The following is a 26,286-nucleotide window of genomic DNA, read 5'->3' as shown; positions in this document are numbered from 1 at the left end:
CTGGAAGTCCGATCTCCTTTATACGTCTGCCAGAATACGGTTCAGCTCCTCCGGGACATATTTTCCATGAAAGCCGGGAATACTGGAAGATAAAGAATCGAAATGGAAAGGCGATGGAAATATGGGAACGAGTAAAAGAGGAAAGGCCAGCCTGTTATTTGAAGATCCTCCTCTGATCCTTTCCGCCGCTTCGGTGGTGGGAAAGAAGGAAGGGGAGGGGCCCCTGGGAAAATATTTTGACCGGATCGAGATGGATTCCATGCTGGGGAAACGGACCTGGGAGGAGGCGGAAAGCGAGCTCCAGACCAGGACCGCACGGCTGGCCATTGAAAAGAGCGGGCTGGATAAGGAGGAGATCCGGTATTATTTTGGAGGCGATCTCCTGGCCCAGCTGATCGCCACCTCCTTCGGGAGCATGGACCTGGAATTCCCCCTGTTCGGGCTCTACGGGGCCTGTTCCACCATGGGGGAGGGCCTTCAGCTGGGCTCCATGACCGTGGCCGGAGATTTTGCCGACCGGGTGCTGGTAACGGCCTCCAGCCATTTTGCATCGGCGGAAAAGCAGTTCCGCTTCCCCCTGGAGTATGGGAACCAGAGGCCGCTTTCTGCCACATGGACCGTCACCGGCTGCGGGGCCGTGGTCCTGGGAAAAGGCGGAGGAGGGAGCCCGCTGGCCCGGGTGGCCGGGATCACCACAGGAAAGATCGTGGACATGGATTTTAAGGATTCCATGAACATGGGGGCAGCCATGGCCATGGCCGCACTGGATACCATTGTCACCAATTTTAAAGACCTGGGAGTGGACGAGAGATATTATGACCAGATCATCACCGGGGATCTGGGAACTGTGGGCCGCAGACTGCTGCTGGATTATCTCTTAAAGGCAGGCCATGACATCGAAAGCCGGTACATGGACTGCGGCATTGAGATCTTTGACGGCAGCACCCAGGATACCCACGCAGGAGGAAGCGGCTGCGGCTGCTCGGCTGCGGTGCTCTGCGGCTATATCCTTCCCCGGATCCAGCAGGGAGAGTGGAAGCGGGTCCTTTTTATGCCCACAGGAGCCCTGCTTTCCACGGTCAGCTTCAATGAAGGAAAAAGCGTCCCAGGCATCGCCCATGGGGTGGTCCTGGAACGCATGGATGAAGGAAGAAAGTAAATAAAACGGAAAGAAAGGCGGATGTGTAATGGAATATATACGGGCGTTTCTGGTGGGAGGACTGATCTGCGCGGCGGTGCAGCTTCTGCTGGACCGGACAAAGCTGATGCCGGGCAGGATCATGGTGTCCCTGGTGGTCACAGGAGCGGTCCTGGGGTTTCTGGGGATCTATGAGCCCTTTGCCCAGTGGGCCGGGGCCGGAGCCACGGTTCCATTAACAGGCTTTGGGAACACGCTCTGGAAGGGGATCGCCAGGGCCATGGGTGAGGATGGGATCCTGGGGATCTTCAAAGGCGGCTTTACAGCCAGCGCCGTGGGAATCTCCGGAGCCCTTGTATTTGGGTATCTGGGCTCCCTGGTATTTAAGCCGAAGATGAAGGGATAAAACGGACGGCTTTACAGCCGTCCGGCCCGGTCCCTGATATTTTGCTGGAAATTGATGACCGTATGTTCATACTCAGAATTCATGAACGGAGATGTGATAAGGAAATCTGCGGTGGCCTTATTGTTGGCAATGGGGATATCATAGACCTGGGCGATCCGGAGAAGGGCCTTGACATCCGGGTCATGGGGCTGGGCCGTCAGCGGGTCGGAGAAAAAGACCACAAAGTCCACCCCGCCTTCCACGATCTTTGCGCCGATCTGCTGGTCGCCGCCCAGGGGGCCGCTGTTATAGCCCTTGACCGGAAGCCCGGTGGCATCGGTGACCATCCTGGCGGTGGTGCCGGTGCCGCAGAGAAAGTGGTGCTTTAAGATCTCCTTGTGGGCATCGCACCAGCCAATGAGCTCGCGTTTTTTGCTGTCATGGGCAATAAGGGCGATTTTTTTCTGCTTTCCAATGGTAAGTGTCAGATAATCCATAATTGATTCCTCCTTTTGGTTAATAATGCCATAAAAAACAGAAGGTGTCAATGAATTGTTAAGGCACGAACGGTTTCATTTTACAGAAGGAAACAGCGGGGAAGGGGTTGACTTTTCCGGAAGATGCGGCTAATATATAAAACAGCAGTTAAATTTTTAAAAGGCATGGAAGGTGTACAGGGCGCCTGTTTTCCGACAGAGAGGGGATGTCATCGGCTGGAAGCATCCCAGGTTCAGACAGGAAGGCCTAATTTCCCACCGGAGCTGCATGGCTGAAACGGATATGATCTGCAAGTAGGCTGTGACGTGGTTCACGCGTTAGGTGAAGAGGAAAGTGTCTGCCAGAGGCAGGAATTAGGGTGGTACCGCGGAATTTTCGTCCCTGATACGTTTAAAGGAAACGTATCGGGGGTTTTTTATTTGATAAGAGATTTCTATCAAGTAAAAAAGCACTTCGTGCTGAATCGCGCTGCACCGTGCAGAAGACAGTCTTTTGAAAATTTCCTAAAAGTATTGAAAAACTGGAATGGAGGAACATATGAAAGAACAGTTAGAGAAGATCAAATCAGAAGCGCTGGCAAAGATCGATGCTTCAGATGCTCTGGAAAAGTTAAATGAGATCCGGGTGGCATATCTGGGAAAAAAGGGTGAGCTGACCACCGTGTTAAAGAGCATGAAGGATGTGGCCCCGGAGGAAAGACCCAAGGTGGGCCAGATGGTCAACGAGGTACGCGCCCTCATCGAGGAGCGGCTGGAGGAAACGAAGACCGCACTGGCAAGAAAAGCCAGAGAGGAACAGATGAAGCGGGAAGTGATCGATGTGACCCTTCCGGCAAAGAAGGCCAATACAGGCCACAAGCATCCCAACACCATTGCCCTGGAGGAAGTGGAGCGGATCTTCGTGGGCATGGGCTACGAGGTGGTAGAAGGACCGGAGGTAGAATACGATCTGTATAATTTTGAAAAACTGAACATCCCCAAAGGGCATCCGGCCAGGGATGAGCAGGATACCTTCTATATTAATGACAGTATCCTTTTAAGAAGCCAGACCTCTCCGGTACAGGCCAGGGTCATGGAAAAACAGAAGCCGCCGATCCGTATGATCGCTCCGGGACGTGTATTCCGCTCCGATGAAGTGGATGCCACCCATTCCCCCTCCTTCCATCAGATCGAGGGACTGGTGATCGACAAGCACATTACCTTTGCAGACCTTAAGGGAACTCTGGCAGAGTTTGCCAGAGAGCTGTTCGGAGAAGATACCAAGGTAAAATTCCGTCCCCATCATTTCCCGTTCACAGAGCCCAGCGCCGAGGTGGACGTAAGCTGCTTTAAATGCGGCGGCAAGGGCTGCCGGTTCTGTAAGGGCTCCGGCTGGATCGAGATCCTGGGCTGCGGTATGGTACACCCCCATGTCCTGGAAATGTGCGGCATCGATCCGGAGGAATACACAGGCTTCGCCTTCGGCGTAGGCTTAGAGCGCATCGCCCTGTTAAAATACGAGATCGACGACATGCGCCTCCTCTACGAAAACGACATAAGATTCCTGAAACAATTTTGATTCCGACAAGCCGTGCGGTTCCAGAATCCCGATCCCGGAAGCGGAATGCTTGCATTCCAGCGGCCGGGAGAGTGATTCCGGAACCATGGGGCGCCCGCCCCAAACTCGGATCGCACCGCGATCCGAGTAAGCACGGCGACCTGGCGGGAGTCCACTTTTCCCGATCCCGGAAGCGGAATGCTTGCATTCCAGCGGCCGGGAGGGTGATTCCGGAACCATGGGGCGCCCGCCCCAAACGAGGATCGCACCGCGATCCGAGTAAGCACGGCGACCTGGCGGGAGTCCACTTTTCCCGATCCCGGAAGCGGAATGCCTGCATTCCAGCGGCCGGGAGGGTGATTCCGGAACCATGGGGCGCCCGCCCCAAACTCGGATCGCACCGCGATCCGAGTAAGCACGGCGACCTTGCGGGAAGCCCCCTTCCCGATCCCGGAAGCATCCTCACATACCCCTCACGGGCACCATAAATCATCGATTACACAACCACAGATAGGAGAAAACAGACTATGAATACATCCTTATCCTGGATAAAAGCATATGTTCCAGACCTGGACGTGACCGCCCAGGAATACACCGACGCCATGACCCTGACCGGAACAAAGGTAGAAGGCTTCGAGCGTCTTGACAAAAATCTTGAAAAGATCGTAGTAGGCGAGATCCTTTCCATCGACCGCCATCCCGACGCAGACAAGCTGGTGATCTGCCAGGTGAACGTGGGAGATGAGACCCTCCAGATCGTCACCGGCGCTCCCAACGTCCATGTGGGCGACAAGGTCCCGGTGGTCTTAGACGGAGGAAAAGTCGCCGGCGGCCACGACGGCGGCCCGCTTCCCGAGGACGGCATCACCATCAAGGCCGGAAAGCTGCGCGGCGTGGATTCCTACGGCATGATGTGCTCCATCGAGGAGCTGGGCTCTGACCGGAACATGTATCCGGACGCACCGGAAAGCGGCCTCTACATTCTTCCGGCAGACGCGGTTCCCGGAGAGGACGCAGTTGCCCTGTTAGGCCTCCGCGACACCGTGTTCGAGTACGAGATCACCTCCAACCGTGTGGACTGTTACAGCGTCCTGGGCATTGCCAGAGAGGCGGCAGCTACATTTGGAAAGGAATTCAAGGCTCCGGTGATCACAAAGACCGGAAACAGCGAGGATATCAACGATTACTTAAAGGTAACGGTAGAAAATACAGACCTCTGCAAACGCTACTGCGCCAGAATGGTGAAGAACATCCATCTGGCTCCGTCTCCCAAGTGGCTCCAGCACCGCCTGGCAGCCTCCGGCATCCGCCCCATCAACAACATCGTGGACATCACAAACTACATTATGGAAGAGTACGGACAGCCCATGCACGCCTTCGACTATGACCTGCTGGCCGGTCATGAGATCGTTGTGAAATGCGCCAAGGACGGCGACGTGTTCCAGACCCTGGACGGCCAGGAGAGAAAGCTGGACCATACGGTGCTCATGATCAACGATGCAGAGAAGGAAGTGGGGATCGCCGGTATCATGGGAGGCGAAAATTCCAAGATCACCGATGACGTGAAGACCATGGTATTCGAGTGCGCCACCTTTGACGGCACCAATATCCGCCTTTCCGCAAAAAAGGTGGGCTTAAGGACTGACGCCTCCGGAAAGTATGAAAAAGGACTGGATCCCAACACCGCCGAGGAGGCCGTAAACCGCGCCTGCCAGCTGATCGAGGAGCTGGGAGCCGGAGAGGTAGTGGGCGGCATGATCGACGTTTATCCGGTAAAGGCAGAGGAATCCAGGGTGAAATTCCAGCCTGAAAAGATCAACGCTCTTTTAGGCACTGACATTGCTCCGGAGACCATGCTCCAGTATATGGAAAAGATCGAACTGCGGTACGATAAAGAGACCGGTGAGATCGTGGCTCCCACCTGGAGACAGGATATTCACTGCATGGCAGATCTGGCAGAGGAGGTGGCCAGATTCTATGGCTACGATAAGATCGGAACCACCCTCCCCACCGGCGAGGCCACCACAGGAAAGCTTTCCTACAAGCTGCGTGTGGAGCAGATCGCCAGAAATGTGGCTGAGTTCTGCGGCTTCTCCGAGGGCATGACCTACTCCTTCGAGAGCCCGAAGGTATTCGATAAATTAAACATTCCGGCAGAGGATGCCGCAAGACAGACCGTAGTGATTTCCAACCCCCTGGGCGAGGACTTCAGTGTCATGAGGACCCTTCCTCTCCACGGTATGTTAAACTCCTTATCCACCAACTACAACCGGAGAAATAAAAACGTCCGTCTGTACGAGCTGGCCAACGTATATCTTCCCAAGAGCCTGCCCTTGACAGAGCTTCCCGACGAGCGGATGCAGTTTACCCTGGGCATGTACGGAGACGGCGATTTCTTCACCATGAAGGGCGTGGTGGAAGAGTTCTTTGATAAGGCCGGAATGCATGGACGCGTATCCTACGATCCGGAAGCAGGGAAGGCCTTCCTCCATCCCGGCAGACAGGCCGCCATCCTTTATGAGGGCGACATGGTCGGATACCTGGGAGAGGTACATCCGGATGTGCTGGATAATTATAAGATCGGAGAAAAGGCATACGTGGCAGTTTTAGATATGCCTGCTGTAACGCCCCATACCTCCTTTGACCGCAAGTACACCGGCATTGCCAAGTATCCGGCAGTGAGCCGTGATCTGAGCATGGTGGTTCCCAAGAACATCCTGGTGGGCCAGATCGAGGAGATGATCGTTCAGAGAGGCGGAAAGATCCTGGAGAGCTACAACCTGTTTGATATTTACGAGGGCTCCCAGATCCTGGAGGGCTATAAGTCCGTCGCTTATTCCATCACCTTCCGGGCCAAGGACCACACCCTGGAGGAAAGGGAGATCAATGGCGCCATGAATAAGATCTTAAACGGATTAAAGTCCATGGGCATCGAGCTCCGCGCATAAGACAGGATAAAAATGGCTATCCTTACAGTAACCAAACGCTGTAAGGAGGCCATTTTTTTATGGATATGGATTATGAGATCGTAAAGGTAAGAGGAAGGGAGATCCTGGATTCCCGGGGAAATCCCACCGTGGAGGCAGAGGTGGAGCTGGAATGCGGGGCTGTGGGAAGGGCGTCCGTGCCCTCCGGCGCGTCCACTGGAAGCCATGAGGCCAGGGAGCTCCGGGACGGCGGAGACAGGTATCTGGGGAAGGGCGTGAAAAGGGCTGTGGAACATGTGAACCACGGGCTGGCGGAAGCGGTGCTTTTTGAAAATGTCCTGGACCAGAGCCGCATCGACCGGCTCCTTAAGGAGGCCGACGGCAGTGAAAACAAGGAGCGCCTGGGCGCCAACGCCATTCTGGCTGTATCCCTTGCGTCGGCCAGGGCGGCGGCCAGCGCCTTAAAGTTCCCGCTGTACCGGTATCTGGGAGGAATCAGCGGACGGACCCTTCCAGTCCCCATGATGAATATTTTAAACGGGGGGAGACATGCGGACAACACCGTGGACCTGCAGGAGTTTATGATCATGCCCACGGGAGCGTTCGGATTTTCTGAAGGGCTCCGGATGGGGACAGAAGTGTACCATACTTTAAAGCGTCTCTTAAAGGAAGGCGGGTACTCTACGGCAGTGGGAGACGAGGGAGGCTTCGCCCCGGATCTTAAGGATTCCAGAGAGGCTCTGGATTTTCTGGTGCGGGCGGTCCGGGAAGCCGGATATGAACCGGGGACAGACGTGAAGATCGCCATCGATGCGGCAGCCAGCGAGCTTTATAATGAAGAAACGGGACGCTATGATTTTCCCGGGGAAAGCTCCATGACCGGGATCCCGGTTTCCAGGTCCGCGGAGGAGATGGTGGAATATTTCCGGAGCCTGTCCGACGGCTTTCCCATATGCTCCATCGAAGACGGCCTCCACGAAGAGGATTGGGAGGGATGGCAGCTCCTTACCAGGACCCTGGGGCACCGGATCCAGCTTGTGGGAGACGATCTGTTTGTCACCAATGAAGCGCGGCTCTTAAAGGGGATCCGGTCCGGAGCCGGAAACGCCATCCTGGTAAAGGTAAACCAGATCGGGACCTTAAGCGAGAGCCTGGCGGCCATTGAGACGGCAAAAAAGGCCGGCTTCGGGACTGTGATCTCCCACAGGTCCGGGGAAACAGAGGACAGCTTCATCGCGGATCTGGCGGTGGCTGTCAACGCGGGACAGATCAAGACCGGCGCGCCCTGCCGCTCTGAACGGACGGCGAAATACAACCAGCTTCTGAGGATCGAAGGGGAACTGGAGGGAAATTTCCAGAAATAACGGTTGTTTTTTAGGGCATCCTATGATATGATAGACATGCTTGTAAACAGGAGGTGTAAGTGTGCTGAGAATCATTCTGACAATCGTATTTGTTTTATTATGCATTGCAATGACTGTGATCGTACTGATGCAGGAAGGAAAGTCCGCAGGACTTGGCGCCATCAGCGGTGCAGCGGAGACATACTGGGGCAAAAATAAAGGCCGTTCCATGGAAGGAAAGCTGGAAAAATTTACAAAGCTCGCGGCGGTCCTGATCTTTGTCCTGGCTCTTGTATTAAACTTAAAGGTATTTTAAGACGATGAACACTCTTGCAGATGAAATGCAGGAGTGTTTTTTGGCTTATAGGAAACCTGTAAAGCAGGATTCCTTTTGAATATAAGGATGAAAAAGGAGATTCATGGAAGAAAATCTTTTAAAAGAAAGAAAAGAAACGCTCATGGCCTTAATGAACGACAAGGCCTACGTCCCTATGAAGCTGAAGGAGCTGGCGATCCTTCTGGGTGTTCCAAAGGAGGACCGGGGAGAGCTGGAGGCGGTGCTGAAGGCTCTCATGGCCGAGGGGAAGATCGCTGTTTCTAAAAAAGGAAAATACGCCCGGGCAGAGATCTTTGCAGAGACAGGCGTTTTCACCGCCCATTATAAGGGCTTTGGCTTTGTATCCGTGGAGGGACGGGAGTCCGATCTGTTCATCGCCCCGGACAACACCGGAGATGCCATGGACGGAGATACGGTCCAGGTGACAGTGGAGGAAGCAGGAAACGGCCGCCGGGCAGAGGGGACCGTCATAAAGGTATTGAAGCGGGCCAACGAAACGGTGGTCGGCATGTATGAAAAGAGCAAAAAGAATCATTTTGGCTTTGTGATCCCGGATAATCCCAGGATCACCATGGATATCTTCGTTCCGGAAGGAATGGACATGGGTGCGGTCTCCGGCCATAAGGTCATGGTAAAGCTCACCTCCTACGGGGGGAAGAGAAAAAATCCGGAGGGGCAGGTGGTGGAGATCCTGGGCCATGTAAACGATCCCGGCGTGGATATTCTGTCCATTGTCCGCGCCTATGGCCTGCCGGAGTCCTATCCGGAGGAGGTCATGGAGGAAGCAGCCCGTGTCCCGGAGGAGCTTTCGGCGGAAACCGTGGAAGAGGAGATTAAAAAGGGCCGGAAGGATCTCCGGTCTGTGCCTATGGTCACCATCGATGGAGAGGACGCCAAGGATCTGGACGATGCGGTCAGCATTTCAAAGGAATGTGAGGATGGCCGGACGATCTACCATCTGGGAGTGCATATTGCGGATGTGGCCCATTATGTGACGGAAAAAAGCGCTCTGGATGCGGAGGCATACCGGCGGGGCACCAGCGTATATCTGGTGGACCGGGTGATCCCCATGCTGCCTCACCGGCTTTCCAACGGCATCTGCTCCTTAAACGCCGGCTGTGACCGGCTGGCCTTAAGCTGTCTGATGGATATGGACGAAAAAGGGAATATCACCGGCCATGAGATCTGTGAGACGGTGGTGCGGATCGACCGGCGGATGACGTATACGGCGGTGAATGCTGTGCTCACAGGCGGGAATACAGATGAGAGCCTTGAAACAGAGGGCTTTGGCTCCATGTTCCGTCTGCTGGATGAGGCGGCCGGGATCCTGCGTAAAAAGCGTATGGAACGGGGAGCTGTGGACTTTGACTTTGCGGAATGCAAGATCCTACTGGATGAAAAGGGACGGCCGGAGGCCCTGGTACCCAGGGAGCGGAACGCGGCTACCATGCTCATTGAGGATTTTATGCTGGCGGCCAACGAGACGGTGGCAGAGGATTACTACTGGCAGCAGATCCCGTTCCTGTACAGGACCCACGAAAAGCCCGATGAGGAAAAGATCCGCCGGTTTGCGATCCTGATCAACAACTTCGGTTACTCCCTTCATATCGGAAACGGGGAGGTCCATCCCAAGGAGATCCAGAAGCTGCTCTCCCGGGCAGCGGGAACGCCAGAGGAGGCCATGCTCTCCAGGCTTGCCCTGCGGTCCATGAAGCAGGCAAAATATACCACGGACTGCGTGGGCCATTTCGGTCTGGCAGCCCGGTACTATACACATTTTACGTCCCCCATCCGCAGGTATCCGGATCTGCAGATCCACCGGATCATCAAGGAGAACCTTCATGGCAGACTGGGAGAAAAACGGCTGTCCCACTATGGAAAGCTGCTGCCGGAGGCCGCAGTCTGGACCTCCTCCAGAGAACGTCTGGCCGAGGAGGCAGAACGGGAAACGGAGAAGGCGAAAAAGGTCCAGTACATGGAGCGGCGCATCGGGGAGGTTTTTGACGGGGTCATCTCCGGGATCAGCAATTATGGATTTTATGTGGAGCTTCCTGATACGGTGGAGGGCATGGTCCATGTAAGCGAACTGGACGGCGATTATTATGTGTTCGATGAAGCGCATTATGAGCTGGTGGGAGAGCGCACCAGAAAACGGTTTAAGCTGGGACAGCCCATCCGCGTCCAGGTGGTGGCTGTGGACCGGTATTTAAAGACCATCGACTTCCTTCCGGTGCGGGAGTTTTAGGGCTTTGGGAGCGAAAATGCAGACTCCGGAGCCAGGGGCTTCCGTCCGGGCGAAAAAATCAGACAGAAACGAGGAAAACATCTATGGGGAAGAATAGTATCAAGCTGATCGCCAACAATAAAAAGGCGTATTTCGACTATTTCATCGACGATAAATTTGAATGCGGCATTTCCCTGGCAGGAACAGAGGTGAAGTCCCTCCGCATGGGCAAATGCAGCGTCAAGGAGTCCTTTGTGCGGATCGTCAACGACGAAGTGATGATCTATGGCATGCACATCAGTCCTTATGAAAAGGGAAATATTTTTAATAAGGATCCCCTTCGGGAGAGAAAGCTTCTGATGCACCGGTATGAGATCAATAAATTAAAGGGAAAGATCCAGGAAAAGGGCTATACCCTGGTGCCTCTCCAGGTCTATTTTAAGGGAAGCCTGGTGAAGGTGGAGATCGGCCTGGCCCGGGGTAAGAAGCTGTACGATAAGCGTGCGGATATTGCAAAAAAGGACCAGAGACGGGAGCTGGAAAAGGATTTTAAGGTAAAGAACCTGTACTAACAGACCGGAAGGAGGGAAGTCCATGGATGGCCGCCATACCTATATTGCCATTGATCTCAAGTCCTTTTATGCCTCAGTGGAATGTATGGAGCGGGGGCTGGATCCTCTCCGGACGTGCCTCACGGTGGCAGACGGGACCCGTACAGAAAAGACCATCTGCCTGGCAGTGTCTCCGGCCTTAAAGTCCTTCGGGATCCCGGGGCGGCCCAGGCTCTTTGAGGTGAACCAGAAGGTGAGGGAGGTCAACGCCGCCAGAAAGAGGAACGCGCCGGGAGGCAGGCTTTCGGGGGAGTCCTATGACGCAGAGGAGCTTAAAAAGGATCCGTCTCTGGCGGTGTCCTTTCTTACGGCCCCGCCCAGGATGGCCCTGTATATAGAAAAGAGCACAAAGATCTATGACATTTATCTGCGGTATGTGGCTCCAGAGGATATCCACGTATACTCCATTGACGAGGTATTCATGGATGTGACCCAGTATCTTCCTATATATAAGATGACGCCTCATGAGCTGGCTATGAAGATAATCCGGGAGGTCCTTAAGGAAACAGGGATCACGGCCACGGCCGGGATCGCAGAAAATCTGTATCTCTGTAAGGCGGCCATGGACATTGTGGCAAAGCGGGTGCCGCCGGACCAGGATGGGGTGCGGATCGCAGAGCTGGACGAAATGAGCTACCGCCGGCTTTTGTGGGACCACAGGCCGCTGACTGATTTCTGGCGGGTGGGCCGTGGATATGCGAAAAAGCTGGAGGCGGCCGGACTGTTCACCATGGGAGACATCGCCAGATGCTCTCTGGGAAAGCCTGGGGAGTTTTACTGTGAGGACCTGCTATACCGGATGTTCGGCATCAACGCGGAGCTCCTCATCGACCATGCCTGGGGATGGGAGCCATGTACCATTGCGGACATCAAGGCCTACCGCCCGGAGGAAAAGAGCGTGGGAGCCGGTCAGGTGCTCCAGTCTGCCTACGATTTCCAGAAGACGCGTAACGTGGTCCGGGAGATGGCTGACGCTCTGGCCCTGGAGCTGGTGGAAAAACGTCTGGTCACAGACCAGGTGGTGTTGACCGTGGGCTATGACCGGGAAAATCTGACAGATCCCGGACGGCGGAAGGCATACCGCGGGGAGATCACCATGGACCGGTATGGCCGCCAGATCCCCAAAGCCGCCCATGGAACGGAGCATCTGCGCCGCCCCACGTCCTCCTCGGACCAGATCGTGGAGGCATTTACGAGCCTGTTTGACCGGATCATGGACCCGTCCCTTCTGACCCGCCGGATGTATCTGTCCGCCAGCCATGTAAAAGATGAGAGGGAGGCCGGGAAGGAGGAGGCATATTGCCAGCTGAGCCTGTTTGACGATTTCGGCCTGGAGGAAGAGACATCCCGGGAAGAAACAGAAAAGCGGGAACGGGAGAGACGGATGCAGGAGGCCATGCTGACGATCCGGCAGAAATTCGGAAAGAACGCCATCGTTAAAGGCATGAATTTACAGGAGGGGGCCACGGGCATGGACCGGAACCGGCAGATCGGAGGTCACAGGGCAGAATGAAAAAATATGAGGACATTATTTCTCTTCCCCATCATGTGTCAGACCATCATCCCCAGATGTCCATTCACGACCGGGCGGCCCAGTTTTCTCCATTTGCGGCCCTGACTGGCTATGGGGATGCAGTGGAGGAAACAGCGCGGCTGACATCCCAGAAGAAGATCCTGGACGAAACGGAGCGGGAGGCACTGGACCGCCAGCTGTCCTCCCTGGCGGGACTCCTGGAGGAGAGCCGGAAGGCAGACGGAAGACGTGGGCACGTTCCCGGAGTCCGGATCACATATTTTCTTCCGGACCAGAAAAAGAGCGGGGGAGCTTATATGAAACAGTGCGGAGCTGTCACAGACCTGGACTGGCTGCGGGGGGAGATCGTTATGGAGGATGGAACGAGGATCCCGGCGGAGGATGTGGTGGAGCTGGAGCTGTCCCGGACTTGACTTTTTTCCTGTAAGATGGTATGATGATCATGCTCCATAAGAGCGCCAGTAAGGGCTTGTACTGGTTTCGACGGGGGCTATGAAGCTGGTGAAGCTATCCGCATGCGATGCGTTAAATGGCAAACCTAAATATAAACGCTAACGACGAATTAGCATACGCAGCCTAATTTAGGCGGCTGTCGGCCCCGGCGGACCTGCACTCCGGGTAACCGGCATCATTAATTGCAGGAAACGACACGTGCAAAGCTTTGAGCACGCGGGCGTAGGATGAAGCTACTGAACGTACCAGGATGTCTGTTTCCGGGTACGGGAGGGAATGTCAAAGAACAGACTATGATAGTAGAAGAACAGGGGATTGGTTTTCGGACAGGGGTTCGATTCCCCTCAGGTCCACGAAAAAGACGGGTTTAACCTTATGGGTTTAAATCCGTTTTTTGTTTCATAAAGTAAGCTTAGGGAAAAGGAGGCGGAAAATGAAAAAACAGAGATTTTTTGCTGCGGTGTGTATGACAGCGGCAGTCCTGGGCGGCTGCAGTGCGAAGGAGGCAGATGCCGCAGCGGCCACAGGAACAGAACAGACGGCGGCCGGCATAGAAAACAGATCCGAAGCTTCTGATGCAAAGGATGAAAATAAGGAGACTGACGGGAGCGTGACGGGTGCGGTTATGACAGATGGATCCGGGATCCGGACAGAAAAAACAGATGCAGGGGATCCGGAAGGCATGACTTTGTATGCAGAGCTTTCGTTTTACCTGGGGGATACGGAGTGGCGCCTGCAGAAATTCGCCCAGTCCGATCTTGTGGACCATGGAGAGCTGCTCCTGGACGACAGATGCCGCTTCCTCATAAGAGCTGTATCCGGGGATGGTGCTTACGTATTTTTTGATGAGGCTGTGCAGCTGGGAGAACCGGAGGCGGATGTGTGGACGGATCCGGAGGACCGGCTCCATGTGGTGATCCGCGATGCCCGGACAGCCAGATACAGGATCACAGACCACATCTATGATAAAGATACAGAAGTATTTAATGGAAGAGTACTGATCGGCGAAGATGGGATCAATTACTGGGGAACAGCCGCAGGAAATGGAGGCGGGCTTTCTTTGGAGACCGAAGCCAAGGAGGAAATGGAGACCCTCTGCGGTTATATCCAGAAGATCGAAAACGGAGCGGTCTGGATCGATCAGGTGGAATACGTGGAAGAGAGCGATACGGAAAGGATCAGAGAACTGGGGCTTACAGAGGCAGATATGGCCGGTGGCTTCTATATCTATAACCCGGAGGGGGAATCTGTTCCGCTGGCACTGGCTGACGATACGGTCTATACGTTCATTGACTGGGGGAGGGATTTTATCCCTTCCGATTCTTCACAGGACCTGACGGTCTCTACTACGACGCTGGCTCTTTTTGAGGCCTATCTGGAAACCTACGAGGACGGAAAGCCAGGAATGCCGTTTTTTATGGAGACCGATGGGGATAGGGTGTACCGCATTTTTGAAAAGCCTATGGCGTAAAAAAGAGACCTCCGGGGCTGCTCCCGAAGGTCTTTTTATCATGCATGGATCGCCGCAAGCTTTTCGGCTGTCTGGCTGGAGATCTCCCCATCCTTTTGTTCTTCTCTTTCTCTGACCATCTGCCAGATCAGATCATGCATCCACTGGACCGTTTCTTCCAGCTTCTTGTTTTCATCCCGAAGACGGCGGACCTCATTTTCTAGATTGCTGATGAGCTGGTCTTTTTCATCGATCATAACGCTGTTCCTCCCCCGATATTTTAAATGGAGTATATCATTTTGTTTAGGTTCTGTCCAGTGAAAGGGGGAGGATTGACAAAGCCGTCACAAACTGGGGAAAAACTGTGATTGCTTCATACGGAAATTTGAGCTATAATGGGGAAATAAGTCGGATGGACGACGGAATCGAGGTTTACTATGGCATCGGCGCAGAATGATTTTTCAAAGGGAAGCGTGGTGGGGAATATTATGGGAATGGCCATTCCCATGACTGCTGCGCAGCTTATCAATCTCCTATACAATGTGGTGGACCGGATCTATATCGGCTATATCCCGGAGCACGCCACTCTGTCGCTGACCGGTCTTGGCGTCTGCCTTCCGGTCATTACTGCGGTCATGGCGTTTGCCAATCTGTTCGGTATGGGGGGAGCGCCCCTATGCTCCATTGAACGGGGGCGGGGGAACCAGAAGGAGGCGGAGGCCATCATGGGAAATGCGTTTACCCTCATGGTGATCTGCGGGATCCTGCTGACTATCCTGGGGATCGTATTCCGGCGGCCGCTGCTTTATCTTTTCGGGGCCAGTGATTCCACCTATCCCTATGCGGAATCCTACATGACCATTTACCTGCTGGGCAGTGTGTTTGTGATGATGGGGCTGGGTATGAACGCCTTTATCAATTCCCAGGGTTTTGGGCGGATCGGGATGCAGACAGTGCTCCTGGGGGCTGTGGCCAACATCATCCTGGACCCTGTGTTCATTTTCGGTTTTCGCATGGATGTCCGGGGAGCAGCCCTGGCCACTATCATTTCCCAGTTTTTATCGGCGGCGTGGGTGCTGAGGTTCCTGTTCAGCGACAGGAGCATCCTGCGGCTGAAACGGGAGACCATGATGCTGAAAAAAGCCCGGGTTCTGAAGATCGTTTCCATGGGCATGTCCAGCTTTGCCGCAGGCTTTACCAACAGTGTGGTGGCGGTGGCCTGCAACGCAACGCTCCAGACCTGGGGCGGGGATCTGTATGTGGGAGTTATGACGGTGATCCATTCCGTGAGGGAGATCGCAGAAAACCTGGTGAAGGGCCTTACGGGCGGCTCCCAGCCGGTGCTGGGCTATAACTTCGGAGCCGGACAGTACGACCGGGTGAAAAAGGCCATCCGTTTTTTATCAGTTTCCACCATTGCCTTTACCACCTTCTGCTGGATCCTGATCTCGATCTTCCCGGAGACGTTTATCCACATCTTCAACCGGGATGAAACCCTGGTACAGGCGGCTATTCCGGCAGTACGGGTCTACTTTTTTGGCTTTTTTATGATGTCTCTTCAGTATTCGGGCCAGGCCTGCTTCATTGGCCTGGGAAAGGCCAAACAGGCCACCTTTTTTTCCATATTCCGGAAGGTCATCATCGTTTTGCCGCTGACGCTTTTATTCCCAAGGCTGGGAGGCCTGGGGGCCATGGGGGTATTTCTGGCAGAGCCGGTCTCCAACTTTATCGGCGGAGCGGCCTGCTATGGGACCATGCTGCGTACTGTGTGGCAGGAGCTCAATAAGAAAAAAGAAAGCGCGTGACTGGATCCGCAGAGGATCTGATCAGAAAATGATCGGAAAAATAAAATATATCCGGGAGGGGAAATCTCAAATGGAACTTAACAGGGAAGAAGACGCCAGGTTTCTGGTGCATCACCAGGTGACGGAAAAAAAGCTTCTGCATCTGGAAAAGGGAGTCAGGAAGCTGGGCTTCCAATCGGGAGGAAACAGGATCCTGGCTGGGCTTTTGATGGCTTCGGTCATGGGACTGGCCATAGGCCTTGTTTTTGACGGTATGGTGGCACGGACGTTTTCGGCCATTGCCGTAGTGCTGTTTCTGATCTTTGCTGCAGGTGTGTATTCCATCTTTAAGGCATGGTTTGACGCAAAGAAGACCATCCATCTTCAATATGAGGCAGGAAAAAAAGATATGAATTATGACTGGGAGTATCGGTTTTTTGACGATTGCTATGAGGTCATTGGAAAGAACGAGGCGTCCAGGGTCTGCTATTCCAACCTGGGCCGGATCCTGGAATTTACAGGAATGCTGGTCTTGGTAGAAAAGGGCAATGTGGTCCGGTATTTTATGGAAGAGGATGTGGAAAAGGGGACTGCAGAGGAGCTTAGGGAGTTCTTAGAAAGGAAAAGCGGGACAAAGACTGAGTTTGTCTCCGTGAGGTGATGGATATGGAACCGTTATTTGCTGTGCGGATGACGCATGATGAAGATATGTATTATAACCAGGTACTGGCCTCGAAACAATCAGCGCCGGCAGAAAAGCCTGGAAAAAAGAATTTTCTTTCCAGGGTGGATCTTTCTGATGTGATCTTCGGGCTTCTGGCGTTTTTTGTTTTTTACATGACCTTTCCGGCGGAAGAGCTGGCGCAGCGGATCGTCCAGTCAGCTCTTATGGCAGGCGTGTTTGTCCTCGTCCTTGGCCAGCTGAACGGAAACAGGAGGAGGGAAAAACAGAGGATCGCTCCGGATGCCGATGAAAGGAACCAGGCGGAGATGATCATGGAAAGCTCCGGTCTGGCGGGAGAGCCGTGTACGGTATCCTTTTACGAGGATTCATTTCAGCTGGAAAATCCTGGGATCACCACCAGCTACCGGTACAAGGGCGTATCGTGGATCAAGGAGACAGAGCAGTATTATATGATCTTCTGGACCCGTTCTACGGTGATCCCGGTGGAAAAGGCTGGCTTTTACAGGGGAACTCCCAGCCAGTTCAAAGCCTTTCTGGAGAAAAAATGCCAGAAGACCATTATGAAAGCCAGATAAGAAAATAGGAGAAAATCATGGGAATTAAGATAAAAAAGGATACAATGCCGCGCCTGGAGGACCTTCCGGTGCTGAAGATCCGGTACACAATGGCGATCCCGCTGATCGGTATTGTGGACATCCTCACAATGGGGAGCTTTTACGCCAATCCGGTCACGGACGGACATATAATGCTGAAGATCTTTTATGTGATCAACGCCCTGATCGGAGGGACCTTTGCTTACTGGGGGCTCAGATGGAAGACCACGGTGGACGGGAAAAAGATCCGTGTCCGCCCGGCCTTCAGTGCCGCAAAGGAGCTGCCGTTTACGGAAATCAAAAAAGCGGTGCTTCATAAGAAAAAGAAAAATGGTTCGCTGATGTATTACACGCTGATAGACAGCAAAGGCCAGGAGATCGTGAAGCTTTATCCCACCATGAAGGACAGCGCCATGCTCCTGGAGCGGCTGAAACGGCTGAAGGTGCGGATCGAAGAGGTAAACGACCGGTAGAGGAATGGACGCCGGAAATCTGCGTATACTACCTTTGAATACGGAAAAGGAGGTATATGCGATGACGAGACTGGAATGTACCGTGGCAAGCTGCGTCCATAACTCGGAAAAGTGCTGCTGTAAACAGGGGATCCTGGTGGAGGGAGTCAATGCCAGGGAAAGCTGTGATACCTGCTGCGGAAGCTTTGAGGAAAACCGCGGAGGCCTGTTCAAAAACCTGTTTAAGACGCCGGAAACCAGGCTGCAGGTGGACTGCGACGTTCTGAACTGCCTGTATAACGACGATCATCAGTGCCGTGCAGAGAGGATCTCGATCCTGGGAGACGGAGCCAGGGCTGTGGGCCAGACTGAGTGCGGCAGCTTTAGAGAACGGTAGGCAGAAAAAATGGAGACAGGGATTCTGCAGGCGGCCGGGGACAAGAGCCCCGCGCCGCTTTGGCAGAGTCCCTTTTTTGAAAAAGTATTTAAACAAGGTCCATTGATTTTTTATTGACAGGATGCTGCATTATTTTTGAAACCAGACTTTTCAAGTGAGAAGGTCTGGTTTTTTTATTTCATTGGCTCGCTTTGCGGGCCAGGAGGCGGACAACTCCATTGATGTTTACATTAGAGACGAGCATATGGACGTATTGGAAGACAGTGGGAAAAGACCCTTACAGAGAAGCCTCCGGTATTCACAAAAGAAACGGGTATGACCAAGACGCTTACAGGAAGCTGACTGTTTCATCACGAAAGAATGATCAGACGTGAAGGGATCAAAAGCTGGGGCTTAGGATGAAAACGCGGCATAAAATAGATTATGTACAACATTAGGCCTTTCTCCCTCTAATAACTTTGATTATATCATTTAAAAATGGCTATATCAATATGAAATACTGACATTTACATACAAAAACTTTATGATATGGCCGTTTTACTTCCCATAATCTATTTTATAGGAACTCCAGCCTTTTGTGCCTGTAAAAAGTCCAGAACCGTAGCTGGTCAGGACATCAATGATAGGGGGGTGAGAATATGGACCGCGTTATGCAAAGGGTCGGCCCTATGATGAGGGGATCGTAATGGAGGACGGAGCAGGACCTCCGGCAGACGGTATCTGGGCTCCTGAAGGCAGAAAAGAAAATAGAAAAGGGTGAGGAGGAGAGAAATGAAAAGCGATATAAAGCGATTAGTGAAAAGAAGCACTGCTGGTTTTCTGGCGGTTTGGATGGTTTTTGGAAACAGCATATCGGCGTTTTCTAATGTTGAAGCCGGTTCTGGAAGAGCAGGCCAGAAGAAGGAAGAAACCGTGTCCACAGCTTTGGATGAGGTAAAGAAGAAAACGCCCAAAATGGTGACCTCTTCCAACGCGGAGAAGAAAAATGTCCTATCCGCAGAGGTGGGCAGCATGGAGATCCAGATCCGGGAGAAGACCGCTGGCGCTCTGGAACAGGCGGAAGCTCTGGAGGTATATGACCTGGGGCAGGACGCCACTGTGGAGGCGGCTCTTTTGGAGAAGCTTGAAGAAGGCGAGGAGCTGGCCGGCTATGTGGCCCTTGATATTAGTCTCTTTGACGGCGAGGGCGCGGAGATCGAGCCGGATGGCAATGTCAATGTGGAGGTCAGCGGCATTGAAGCTCCCGAGGAATACGATGACGTTATGATCGTTCATCTGGAGGAGAGGGAACATCCGGGAAAAATGCGTCCCATGGGCGTAAACCGTCCCAATCTTCCGATGACAGCAGCCCATAACGAGGAGGAGGGCGTCTATGACGCCACTGTGGTAACGGAAGGCATAAAGGATGAAATTGAGAAGTCCGACAGGATCACCTTTACGGCAGAATCGTTTTCCTCTTATGTGATTACCTTTATTAAATCTGCAACGGAGTATCAGGATGTGGATGTTTTCCTCATGGATACCCGGACAGAGGCCGAGTTTACAGCTGCTGCGGACAATCTTCAGATCACCGTCGACGATGACGGTATCGAAATCCTGAAGCTGGTGGAAGGAAACCAGATGGGACAGATTGCAAAAACTGACGAGGTGTCTCCTGACGGAGAAGCGGTTTATATGTCCTACGCCTACGCGTCCACGGATAAAGAGGGAAATGACCGTATTACCCATGTGAATTTTGCGGAGATTGAAGGGAAGGATCAAGCGGCGCTTTATCTTTGGTACGATCATCTGGGTACTCTCGAGATCCCCGTTGAAGTGTATCTGGAGGACAGGCCTGCCGATGAACAGTATGAATTTACGATCGTGGCAGGGACGATCCGAAACAATGCAGAGGCCGTTTTAAATGACGCAGGTCTGACGGAAGAGCTGGGAAACTACGCCTTTGAGAAGGCCGTTGTGCATAGGGAAGAGGATGGCGAGGAGCAGGAAATCGAAATCGTTTCCAGGATCGGAAACACGATCTATTACAGTACAAAAGTCAACAACGGCGTGGTTGGAAGCTTTAAGGAAGGCAGCGGAAGAACGATCCGCCTTTATTATAAAGAGGCGTATAAGGTGACTCTTACTGTTACAGCCGCTTCCGGGACAGAAACTAATATTGGAAACACGGTGAATGGACAGTATGTGGGAGATACTATTGAGATCGACGTTGCGAAAAACGGAGCCTTCAATATCCCCATTACCATTGCCCAGGGATATACGGTAGAAGTAAATTGCAATGAGGATCCTGGACTGAACTATAATTCCGCAGCTGAGAGTAATCAGCAAAGGGAGTATACCATCACCGGCACAGGCCTTACAGGGAATAGGGATATCAATATCGCTTTTCATAAGCCGGAGCTGGCGTTTACGTATGATTTTTCAGAAGCGGCGTTTGGGAAAATTACAGTGAAAGCAGATACAGATGGAGACGGAAACTGGGAAACTGCGGATAAGCAAGGAACATTTAAGATTCCAGATGAAACGAAAATGCTTCAGTTCCAGTTAGAGCCTCAATCATCAGCATTAGTCTGGGAAAATAGAATCCTTGATTCGTTTGCTATTAATGATCAGACTTTGACGATGCCGGCGGATCCGAGTATCATTTCTGAACCAGAAGCATACAGCCAATTGTTTGATATGGCTGGAGAACAGATCGCAGATGTTAAAATTAAAGCAGAAAAGAATTATAATTGGGGTGGCGCTAAATTCCAAAGGACTTATACGGTCACAATCAGCAATATTAAATGTCCTTTAACAATGACAGGAGGCGGTGTGCGTCAATACTTTGAAAATGCTATAATTTTATATGAAGTAGGAGACGGACTTAAGATATCCTGGGCTTACAACAATCAGGAAGAAAATAAAGTTGAGATTGACAAGGGCGATGCAGTTGAATTTTCGGATGATCTTACCTATTATATAGAACCTCAGAAGGGATATTATATCGATCAAGTGATCACAAGTGCTCAAAACGAAGGCGGTGAACCAGAGAATCTCACCAGCAGCCTTGAATCCATTGACCCGAATGGGCAATGGTATGAAGGAAAGAAGATTACCTTGAGTCCTAAAAACTGGTGGAGTCAAGAGGATGAAACGCTTGTGAAGATTACATCAAAAGAGACTAACTATCAGTTTGTATGGGAAAATAATAATAAAACAGTTCCCTTGAGCGACTCCTTTACCTTACCGGGAGAGGATGCCCTTTCCATGCCACTGTACAGTAATGTGGTTCCTGATGAAACAGCGATCCCAGAAGGGGCAGTATTCCAGGGATGGACATTGGGAGCGAATGATACACATATTCATTGGGGAAACGAGTCCATTTCCAGGCGGGAACTTCGGGAAGCTATGGAGGCAGGAAACCTTACAGTGGAGTATCCACTGACAGCGGATGAGGCTGTTAAAATCCCTCTTACTCCCAAATATGTGGCAGCAGATCTGGCTGATACCATTCCCTATTCGGTAAAGGTCTATCTGGGAAGCGAGAATACCGAACCAATCGAGTCTTTCGAGTATCGGGGTATAGCCGGTCCGGCTATTGAGGAAGGGGCCTACATTGAGCGGCCTGAAATCAAAGCGGTAATCGATCAGTATCAAGACGAGTATCCGGAGAAAGAAATCATAGGAATTGAAAGTCTTTCTAATACAGATAATGTGGTGAAGATCATCCTAAAAAAAGAATATGTGCAGATTCACACATTAGTAGAAGAAGAGGGGAGCGTAAGCCACGGAAATTATCAGTATGGCAGCGATACCTTCGACAATAAGGATTTGATGGTGCGGAGCGGTGATACGATCAGGTTAAAAATAGTTCCTGATGAGGGGTATACGATCGGGCAGCTGTTTATTGGCGGAACGCCCCAAACCATTGATCGCAGCAAAATCGATGAAGATGGAAACTATGAAATTGAATATACTGTTTCTGAAACTGCAACTATTTGGACTTCCTTTGCAGCGGACATAAACGGCAACGGGGAGCCCGATGAGACGGAAACCACATATTCTATCACCTACGCTGCCGGTACAGCTGGTACAAATGCGCAGAATATGCCGCAGAATAAGACAGACATCTTAAGCGGAACCACTCAGACTATCTCCGCTGCGGTACCGACCTGGACTGGCTACGTATTCACGGGCTGGACCAGTACAGACGTAACGGAGACTGCCGGAAGCTTTACGATGCCGGAGAAGAACGTAACCTTTACCGCCACCTGGAAAGAGGATGCAAATGGAGACGGTGAGCCGGATGATACGGAAACAAAGTATTCTATCACCTACTCTGATGGAGAAGCCAAGGGCGCAGCGCAGGGAATGCCTGCGAAGGCTGAGAATATCTTAAGCGGAACCACTCAGACTATCTCGACTGCGGTACCGACCTGGACAGGCTATGTATTTGCAGGCTGGACCAGCAATGAAGTACAGGCAACCAGCGGAAGCTTTATAATGCCGGAGGCTAACGTAACCTTTACCGCTACTTGGAAAGAGGATGCAAACGGAGACGGTGAGCCGGATGATGCGGAAACAAAGTATTCCATCACCTACTCTGACGGTGAAGCGAAGGGTGCAGCACAGGGAATGCCTGCGAAGGCTGAAAATATCTTAAGCGGAACTACTCAGACTATCTCGGCAGCTGTACCGACCTGGACAGGCCATGTATTCACGGGCTGGACCAGTACGGACGTAACGGAGACTGCTGGAAACTTTACCATGCCGGAGAAGGACGTAACCTTTACCGCCGCCTGGAAGGTGGACGCAAATGGAGACGGAGAGCCGGATGAGAATGAGCAGAAGTATTCCATCAGCTACTATGACGGTGAAGCGAACGGAAATGCGGAGAAGATGCCACAGAATGAGACAGACATCTTAAGCGGAACAACGAAGACCCTCCCGACAACGGAACCGACGTGGACAGGCCATGTATTCACGGGCTGGACCAGTGATGAAGTACAGGCAACCACCGGGAACTTTATCATGCCGGAGGCTAACGTAACCTTTACTGCCACCTGGAAGGTGGACGCAAACGGAGACGGCGAGCCGGACGATACGGAGACAAATTATTCTATCACCTACTCTGACGGCGAAGCAAAGGGAGCAGCGCAGGGAATGCCTGCGAAGGCTGAAAACATCTTAAGCGGAACTACTCAGACTATCTCGGCAGCGGTACCGACCTGGACTGGCTACGTATTCACGGGCTGGACCAGTACGGACGTAACGGAAACTACCGGAAGCTTTACCATGCCGGAGAAGAACGTAACCTTTACCGCCGCCTGGAAGGTGGACGCAAATGGAAATGGAGAGCCGGATGAGAATGAGCAGAAGTATTCCATCAGCTACTCTGACGGCGAAGCGAAGGGAGCAGCGCAGGGAATGCCTGCGAAGGCTGAAAACATCTTAAGCGGAACCACCCAGACTATCTCTGCAGCGGTACCGACCTGGGCAGGCCATGTATTCACAGGCTGGACCAGTACGGACGTAACGGAGACTGCCGGAAACTTTACCATGCCGGAGAAGGACGTAACCTTTACTGCCCTCTGGAAGGAGTATGGCAGCGGCGGATCCAAAGAAGATGATGATGACGATGACGCGTCAGAAGAAAATGGCAGCGGCAGCTCCAGAAAACCCATCGAGGCTCAAAAGGGCCAGGTTGTCAATGCGGCGGGAAAGACTGGGGAGTGGGTCCTGGAAGGAAACCAGTTCACAGAACAAAATGGGTATATTCCCTCGAGAGAATATCTGAAAATTGATGGAAACATTTACGGCTTCTACTCCAGAGGATATGCCATTGGATCTGAACATGGCCACTACTACACCAGTGAAGCCATTGCGGCAGCCGGAGGCTATCGAGATGCTCAGGGAGCCTGGAATCTGAACGGCTGGTGGATCCGTTACAGTGATGGTACGTATCCACACGGACAGTGGGAGTACCTGACCTACAATGGACGTTCAGACTGGTATTACTTCGATGAAGACGGCTGGATGGAAGACGGCTGGTTCCAGTGGGAGGATCACTGGTACTATCTGCATACAGAGTATGACGGCTTCCGGGGCCATATGTATACAGGCTGGCACGAGATTGGCGGGAAATGGTATTATTTCCGCACAGATCAGGACGGCGGCACGCCTGGAGCTATGATGACCGATGCAAGGACGCCGGACGGCTTTTATGTTGGAGAGGATGGCGCCTGGATTCAGTAATGTTGAAGGTCTGGAACTGGTAAAACAGGCGGAAGAGGCCCTTTTATGGCAAAGAAAAGTCCATAAAGGGGCCTCTTCCCTGTTCCTGGTGATAAAAACGCCGTTTGTTTTTTGGGAAAAGTAGTTGACAACGCATTGGAAATATAGTATAGTTACATAGGTTGTGAAAGCAGCCCACAGGAAAGCAGGTATCCGCCTCACCCTGGCACGAGCAAGTGACCCGGGTTCATACAGAATTGGTTTCATAATCATGCAGCAGCATGCAGAACCGATGCAGTTAATGAGCGGATAGTTTACTATCTGCTTTTTCTTTTCTATTTTGTCGATATTAAAATGAGTATGGAGGTGCACGGCTATTAGCGAGTTAATGATTAACGAACAGATTCGTGATAAGGAAGTTCGTCTGATTGGTGAAAATGGAGAGCAGCTTGGGATCATGTCTGCAAAGGATGCCTATAAGATGGCCAGAGATGCAGAGCTTGATCTGGTGAAGATCGCGCCGACAGCAAAGCCGCCGGTGTGCAAGATCATTGATTACGGCAAATATAAGTATGAGATGATCCGTAGGGAAAAAGAAGCGAAAAAGAAGCAGAAGGTCATCGAAGTGAAAGAAGTCCGTCTTTCTCCTAATATCGATACCAATGACCTTAACACGAAGGTTGGTTCCGCAAGAAAATTCATCGAAAAAGGCAATAAGGTCAAGGTTACGCTCCGGTTCCGCGGACGTGAGATGGCCCATATGAATCAGACCAGATACATCCTGGATGATTTTGCCGAGAAACTTGCTGATATCGCAGTCGTTGACAAGCCTTCCAAGGTAGAGGGAAGAAGCCTGGTAATGTTTTTAACTGCAAAAAAATAGGGATAATTTTAAGGAGGAATTTACAATGCCTAAAATGAAAACAAGCAGAGCAGCTGCAAAGCGTTTCAAAAAGTCCGGAACAGGTCTGTTAGTAAGAAATAAAGCTTACAAATCCCATATCTTAACTAAGAAATCTACAAAGCGGAAAAGAAATCTTAGAAAAGACATCGTTACTGACAGCACAAACAGCAAGGTAATGAAGAAGATTTTACCGTACTTATAATAGATTCGGGATTAAGAAGGAGGAAAATAAGCAATGGCAAGAATTAAAGGCGGCTTAAATGCCAAGAAGAAACATAACAGAGTGCTGAAGTTAGCCAAGGGTTACAGAGGCGCACGTTCCAAACAGTATAGAGTAGCAAAGCAGTCCGTAATGAGAGCTTTAACCAGCTCCTATGCAGGAAGAAAAGAGAGAAAGAGACAGTTCAGACAGCTGTGGATCGCCCGTATCAACGCTGCTGCCCGTATCAACGGTCTTTCTTACAGTAAATTCATGTATGGCTTAAAGCAGGCCGGCGTTGTTATGAACCGTAAGGTATTATCCGATATGGCTATCAACGATGCAGAAGGATTTGCAAAGTTAGCAGAGCTTGCAAAGAGCAAGCTGGCTTAATAAGAAAAAGAAATACGCCGTTTCCTTTTCCGGTGAGACCGGATCAGGAAGCGGCTTTTTTTATGGACTTTAGTCTGTTGAGCCCATGGGAGTTTTTCGCTGATCCGAAAAAAGGAGATGGGCGAAACAATCAACCACCCGCTATGCGGGTGCGCGTCGATTGTTATACAAAAAAATTACCTTTCCGTTTACAATAAAGTTGTTCAGGCTATATTGCAGAAAGGAAA

At 52.0% G+C, this 26,286-nt stretch carries 22 protein-coding genes and 1 other RNA gene; 21 read left to right on the top strand and 2 right to left on the bottom strand.

Annotated features, from left to right (window positions below):
• The first annotated feature begins 121 nt into the window (after positions 1-121).
• Both ACI6NM_RS04140 and spoVAE read left to right on the top strand, forming a co-directional pair.
• Positions 122-1,159 (top strand): stage V sporulation protein AD, encoded by a 1,038-nt coding sequence (locus ACI6NM_RS04140; RefSeq protein WP_262428001.1) that lies wholly within the window; start codon positions 122-124, stop codon positions 1,157-1,159.
• A 28-nt stretch (positions 1,160-1,187) separates the two neighbouring features.
• On the top strand, positions 1,188-1,544 hold the full coding sequence (gene spoVAE, locus ACI6NM_RS04135; protein WP_022273757.1) for a stage V sporulation protein AE: 357 nt from the start codon (positions 1,188-1,190) through the stop codon (positions 1,542-1,544).
• Positions 1,545-1,555: 11 nt separating this feature from the next.
• Here spoVAE and ACI6NM_RS04130 read toward each other — a convergent pair whose 3' ends face one another.
• Positions 1,556-2,020: a methylglyoxal synthase gene (locus tag ACI6NM_RS04130; RefSeq protein WP_262428000.1), complete on the bottom strand. Its 465-nt coding sequence runs from the start codon at positions 2,018-2,020 to the stop codon at positions 1,556-1,558.
• Positions 2,021-2,558: 538 nt separating this feature from the next.
• Here ACI6NM_RS04130 and pheS point away from each other — a divergent pair.
• The 10 genes from pheS to ACI6NM_RS04080 all read left to right on the top strand — a co-directional run bounded on the left by pheS (position 2,559) and on the right by ACI6NM_RS04080 (position 14,457).
• Positions 2,559-3,578 (top strand): phenylalanine--tRNA ligase subunit alpha, encoded by a 1,020-nt coding sequence (gene pheS / locus ACI6NM_RS04125; protein WP_022273758.1) that lies wholly within the window; start codon positions 2,559-2,561, stop codon positions 3,576-3,578.
• Positions 3,579-4,084: 506 nt separating this feature from the next.
• Positions 4,085-6,505 (top strand): phenylalanine--tRNA ligase subunit beta, encoded by a 2,421-nt coding sequence (gene pheT / locus ACI6NM_RS04120; protein WP_262427999.1) that lies wholly within the window; start codon positions 4,085-4,087, stop codon positions 6,503-6,505.
• Between the two features lie 59 nt (positions 6,506-6,564).
• On the top strand, positions 6,565-7,848 hold the full coding sequence (gene eno / locus ACI6NM_RS04115; protein ID WP_262427998.1) for a phosphopyruvate hydratase: 1,284 nt from the start codon (positions 6,565-6,567) through the stop codon (positions 7,846-7,848).
• 61 nt (positions 7,849-7,909) lie between these two features.
• Positions 7,910-8,143 carry a preprotein translocase subunit SecG gene (gene secG, locus ACI6NM_RS04110; RefSeq protein ID WP_022273761.1) on the top strand — a complete coding sequence of 78 codons (234 nt, stop codon included), beginning with the start codon at positions 7,910-7,912 and terminating at the stop codon, positions 8,141-8,143.
• Positions 8,144-8,246: 103 nt separating this feature from the next.
• Complete coding sequence (gene rnr, locus ACI6NM_RS04105; protein ID WP_262427997.1) at positions 8,247-10,409, top strand: ribonuclease R; 2,163 nt, start codon at positions 8,247-8,249, stop codon at positions 10,407-10,409.
• Positions 10,410-10,492: 83 nt separating this feature from the next.
• Positions 10,493-10,960: an SsrA-binding protein SmpB gene (smpB, locus tag ACI6NM_RS04100; RefSeq protein WP_022273764.1), complete on the top strand. Its 468-nt coding sequence runs from the start codon at positions 10,493-10,495 to the stop codon at positions 10,958-10,960.
• A gap of 22 nt (positions 10,961-10,982) precedes the next feature.
• Positions 10,983-12,512: a Y-family DNA polymerase gene (locus ACI6NM_RS04095; protein ID WP_262427996.1), complete on the top strand. Its 1,530-nt coding sequence runs from the start codon at positions 10,983-10,985 to the stop codon at positions 12,510-12,512.
• On the top strand, positions 12,509-12,946 hold the full coding sequence (locus ACI6NM_RS04090) for a hypothetical protein (RefSeq protein WP_262427995.1): 438 nt from the start codon (positions 12,509-12,511) through the stop codon (positions 12,944-12,946). The genes ACI6NM_RS04095 and ACI6NM_RS04090 overlap by 4 nt, the downstream gene beginning before the upstream one ends.
• 52 nt (positions 12,947-12,998) lie before the next feature.
• Positions 12,999-13,342, top strand: a transfer-messenger RNA (tmRNA) gene (gene ssrA / locus ACI6NM_RS04085).
• Between the two features lie 77 nt (positions 13,343-13,419).
• Positions 13,420-14,457: a hypothetical protein gene (locus tag ACI6NM_RS04080; protein WP_262427994.1), complete on the top strand. Its 1,038-nt coding sequence runs from the start codon at positions 13,420-13,422 to the stop codon at positions 14,455-14,457.
• A gap of 38 nt (positions 14,458-14,495) precedes the next feature.
• Here the strand turns inward: ACI6NM_RS04080 and ACI6NM_RS04075 are convergent, their stop codons facing one another.
• A complete protein-coding gene (locus ACI6NM_RS04075; protein WP_022272776.1) occupies positions 14,496-14,693 on the bottom strand; it encodes a hypothetical protein in 198 nt (65 codons plus the stop codon).
• Positions 14,694-14,873: 180 nt separating this feature from the next.
• On the opposite strand from ACI6NM_RS04075, the gene ACI6NM_RS04070 reads away from it, so the two are divergent.
• From ACI6NM_RS04070 to rplT, 9 genes are all read left to right on the top strand, one after another.
• Positions 14,874-16,241 (top strand): MATE family efflux transporter, encoded by a 1,368-nt coding sequence (locus ACI6NM_RS04070; protein WP_262427993.1) that lies wholly within the window; start codon positions 14,874-14,876, stop codon positions 16,239-16,241.
• Between the two features lie 70 nt (positions 16,242-16,311).
• Entirely contained in the window at positions 16,312-16,881 is a 570-nt protein-coding gene (locus tag ACI6NM_RS04065) for a hypothetical protein (protein ID WP_158357141.1), read from the top strand.
• A 5-nt stretch (positions 16,882-16,886) separates the two neighbouring features.
• Positions 16,887-17,480, top strand: a complete 594-nt coding sequence (locus ACI6NM_RS04060) for a YcxB family protein (RefSeq protein ID WP_158357139.1) — start codon at positions 16,887-16,889, stop codon at positions 17,478-17,480.
• Positions 17,481-17,497: 17 nt separating this feature from the next.
• The gene (locus tag ACI6NM_RS04055) at positions 17,498-17,971 is read left to right on the top strand and encodes a hypothetical protein (RefSeq protein ID WP_022272780.1); all 474 of its coding nucleotides are present in this window, start codon (positions 17,498-17,500) and stop codon (positions 17,969-17,971) included.
• Positions 17,972-18,032: 61 nt separating this feature from the next.
• Positions 18,033-18,347: a DUF1540 domain-containing protein gene (locus ACI6NM_RS04050; RefSeq protein ID WP_022272781.1), complete on the top strand. Its 315-nt coding sequence runs from the start codon at positions 18,033-18,035 to the stop codon at positions 18,345-18,347.
• Between the two features lie 771 nt (positions 18,348-19,118).
• Positions 19,119-24,584, top strand: a complete 5,466-nt coding sequence (locus tag ACI6NM_RS04045) for an InlB B-repeat-containing protein (RefSeq protein ID WP_262427992.1) — start codon at positions 19,119-19,121, stop codon at positions 24,582-24,584.
• A 367-nt stretch (positions 24,585-24,951) separates the two neighbouring features.
• Positions 24,952-25,446, top strand: coding sequence for a translation initiation factor IF-3 (gene infC / locus ACI6NM_RS04040; RefSeq protein WP_022272783.1), 495 nt, complete (start codon positions 24,952-24,954; stop codon positions 25,444-25,446).
• 25 nt (positions 25,447-25,471) lie between these two features.
• Positions 25,472-25,669: a 50S ribosomal protein L35 gene (gene rpmI / locus ACI6NM_RS04035; RefSeq protein WP_022272784.1), complete on the top strand. Its 198-nt coding sequence runs from the start codon at positions 25,472-25,474 to the stop codon at positions 25,667-25,669.
• A 33-nt stretch (positions 25,670-25,702) separates the two neighbouring features.
• Positions 25,703-26,059 carry a 50S ribosomal protein L20 gene (gene rplT / locus ACI6NM_RS04030; protein ID WP_022272785.1) on the top strand — a complete coding sequence of 119 codons (357 nt, stop codon included), beginning with the start codon at positions 25,703-25,705 and terminating at the stop codon, positions 26,057-26,059.
• Positions 26,060-26,286: the final 227 nt, after the last annotated feature.

The organism is Pilosibacter sp. YYHA0881 (assembly GCF_051602715.1).
GTDB lineage: Bacteria > Bacillota > Clostridia > Lachnospirales > Lachnospiraceae > Alitiscatomonas > Alitiscatomonas aceti.
Note: the sequence above shows the minus strand (reverse complement) of the source record. Positions and strands in the feature narration are given on the sequence as shown.

Bases quoted from the DNA above. Each gene is read 5' to 3' on its own strand.
- ACI6NM_RS04095 (WP_262427996.1), top strand. From the start codon at position 10,983: ATGGATGGCCGCCATACCTATATTGCCATTGATCTCAAGTCCTTTTAT.
- ACI6NM_RS04140 (WP_262428001.1), top strand. From the start codon at position 122: ATGGGAACGAGTAAAAGAGGAAAGGCCAGCCTGTTATTTGAAGATCCT.
- ACI6NM_RS04080 (WP_262427994.1), top strand. From the start codon at position 13,420: ATGAAAAAACAGAGATTTTTTGCTGCGGTGTGTATGACAGCGGCAGTC.
- ACI6NM_RS04060 (WP_158357139.1), top strand. From the start codon at position 16,887: ATGGAACCGTTATTTGCTGTGCGGATGACGCATGATGAAGATATGTAT.
- smpB (WP_022273764.1), top strand. From the start codon at position 10,493: ATGGGGAAGAATAGTATCAAGCTGATCGCCAACAATAAAAAGGCGTAT.
- rplT (WP_022272785.1), top strand. From the start codon at position 25,703: ATGGCAAGAATTAAAGGCGGCTTAAATGCCAAGAAGAAACATAACAGA.
- rpmI (WP_022272784.1), top strand. From the start codon at position 25,472: ATGCCTAAAATGAAAACAAGCAGAGCAGCTGCAAAGCGTTTCAAAAAG.
- spoVAE (WP_022273757.1), top strand. From the start codon at position 1,188: ATGGAATATATACGGGCGTTTCTGGTGGGAGGACTGATCTGCGCGGCG.
- ACI6NM_RS04065 (WP_158357141.1), top strand. From the start codon at position 16,312: ATGGAACTTAACAGGGAAGAAGACGCCAGGTTTCTGGTGCATCACCAG.
- pheT (WP_262427999.1), top strand. From the start codon at position 4,085: ATGAATACATCCTTATCCTGGATAAAAGCATATGTTCCAGACCTGGAC.
- ACI6NM_RS04075 (WP_022272776.1), bottom strand. From the start codon at position 14,693: ATGATCGATGAAAAAGACCAGCTCATCAGCAATCTAGAAAATGAGGTC.
- ACI6NM_RS04045 (WP_262427992.1), top strand. From the start codon at position 19,119: ATGAAAAGCGATATAAAGCGATTAGTGAAAAGAAGCACTGCTGGTTTT.
- infC (WP_022272783.1), top strand. From the start codon at position 24,952: ATGATTAACGAACAGATTCGTGATAAGGAAGTTCGTCTGATTGGTGAA.
- ACI6NM_RS04130 (WP_262428000.1), bottom strand. From the start codon at position 2,020: ATGGATTATCTGACACTTACCATTGGAAAGCAGAAAAAAATCGCCCTT.
- pheS (WP_022273758.1), top strand. From the start codon at position 2,559: ATGAAAGAACAGTTAGAGAAGATCAAATCAGAAGCGCTGGCAAAGATC.
- ACI6NM_RS04070 (WP_262427993.1), top strand. From the start codon at position 14,874: ATGGCATCGGCGCAGAATGATTTTTCAAAGGGAAGCGTGGTGGGGAAT.
- ACI6NM_RS04090 (WP_262427995.1), top strand. From the start codon at position 12,509: ATGAAAAAATATGAGGACATTATTTCTCTTCCCCATCATGTGTCAGAC.
- ACI6NM_RS04050 (WP_022272781.1), top strand. From the start codon at position 18,033: ATGACGAGACTGGAATGTACCGTGGCAAGCTGCGTCCATAACTCGGAA.
- ACI6NM_RS04055 (WP_022272780.1), top strand. From the start codon at position 17,498: ATGGGAATTAAGATAAAAAAGGATACAATGCCGCGCCTGGAGGACCTT.
- rnr (WP_262427997.1), top strand. From the start codon at position 8,247: ATGGAAGAAAATCTTTTAAAAGAAAGAAAAGAAACGCTCATGGCCTTA.
- eno (WP_262427998.1), top strand. From the start codon at position 6,565: ATGGATATGGATTATGAGATCGTAAAGGTAAGAGGAAGGGAGATCCTG.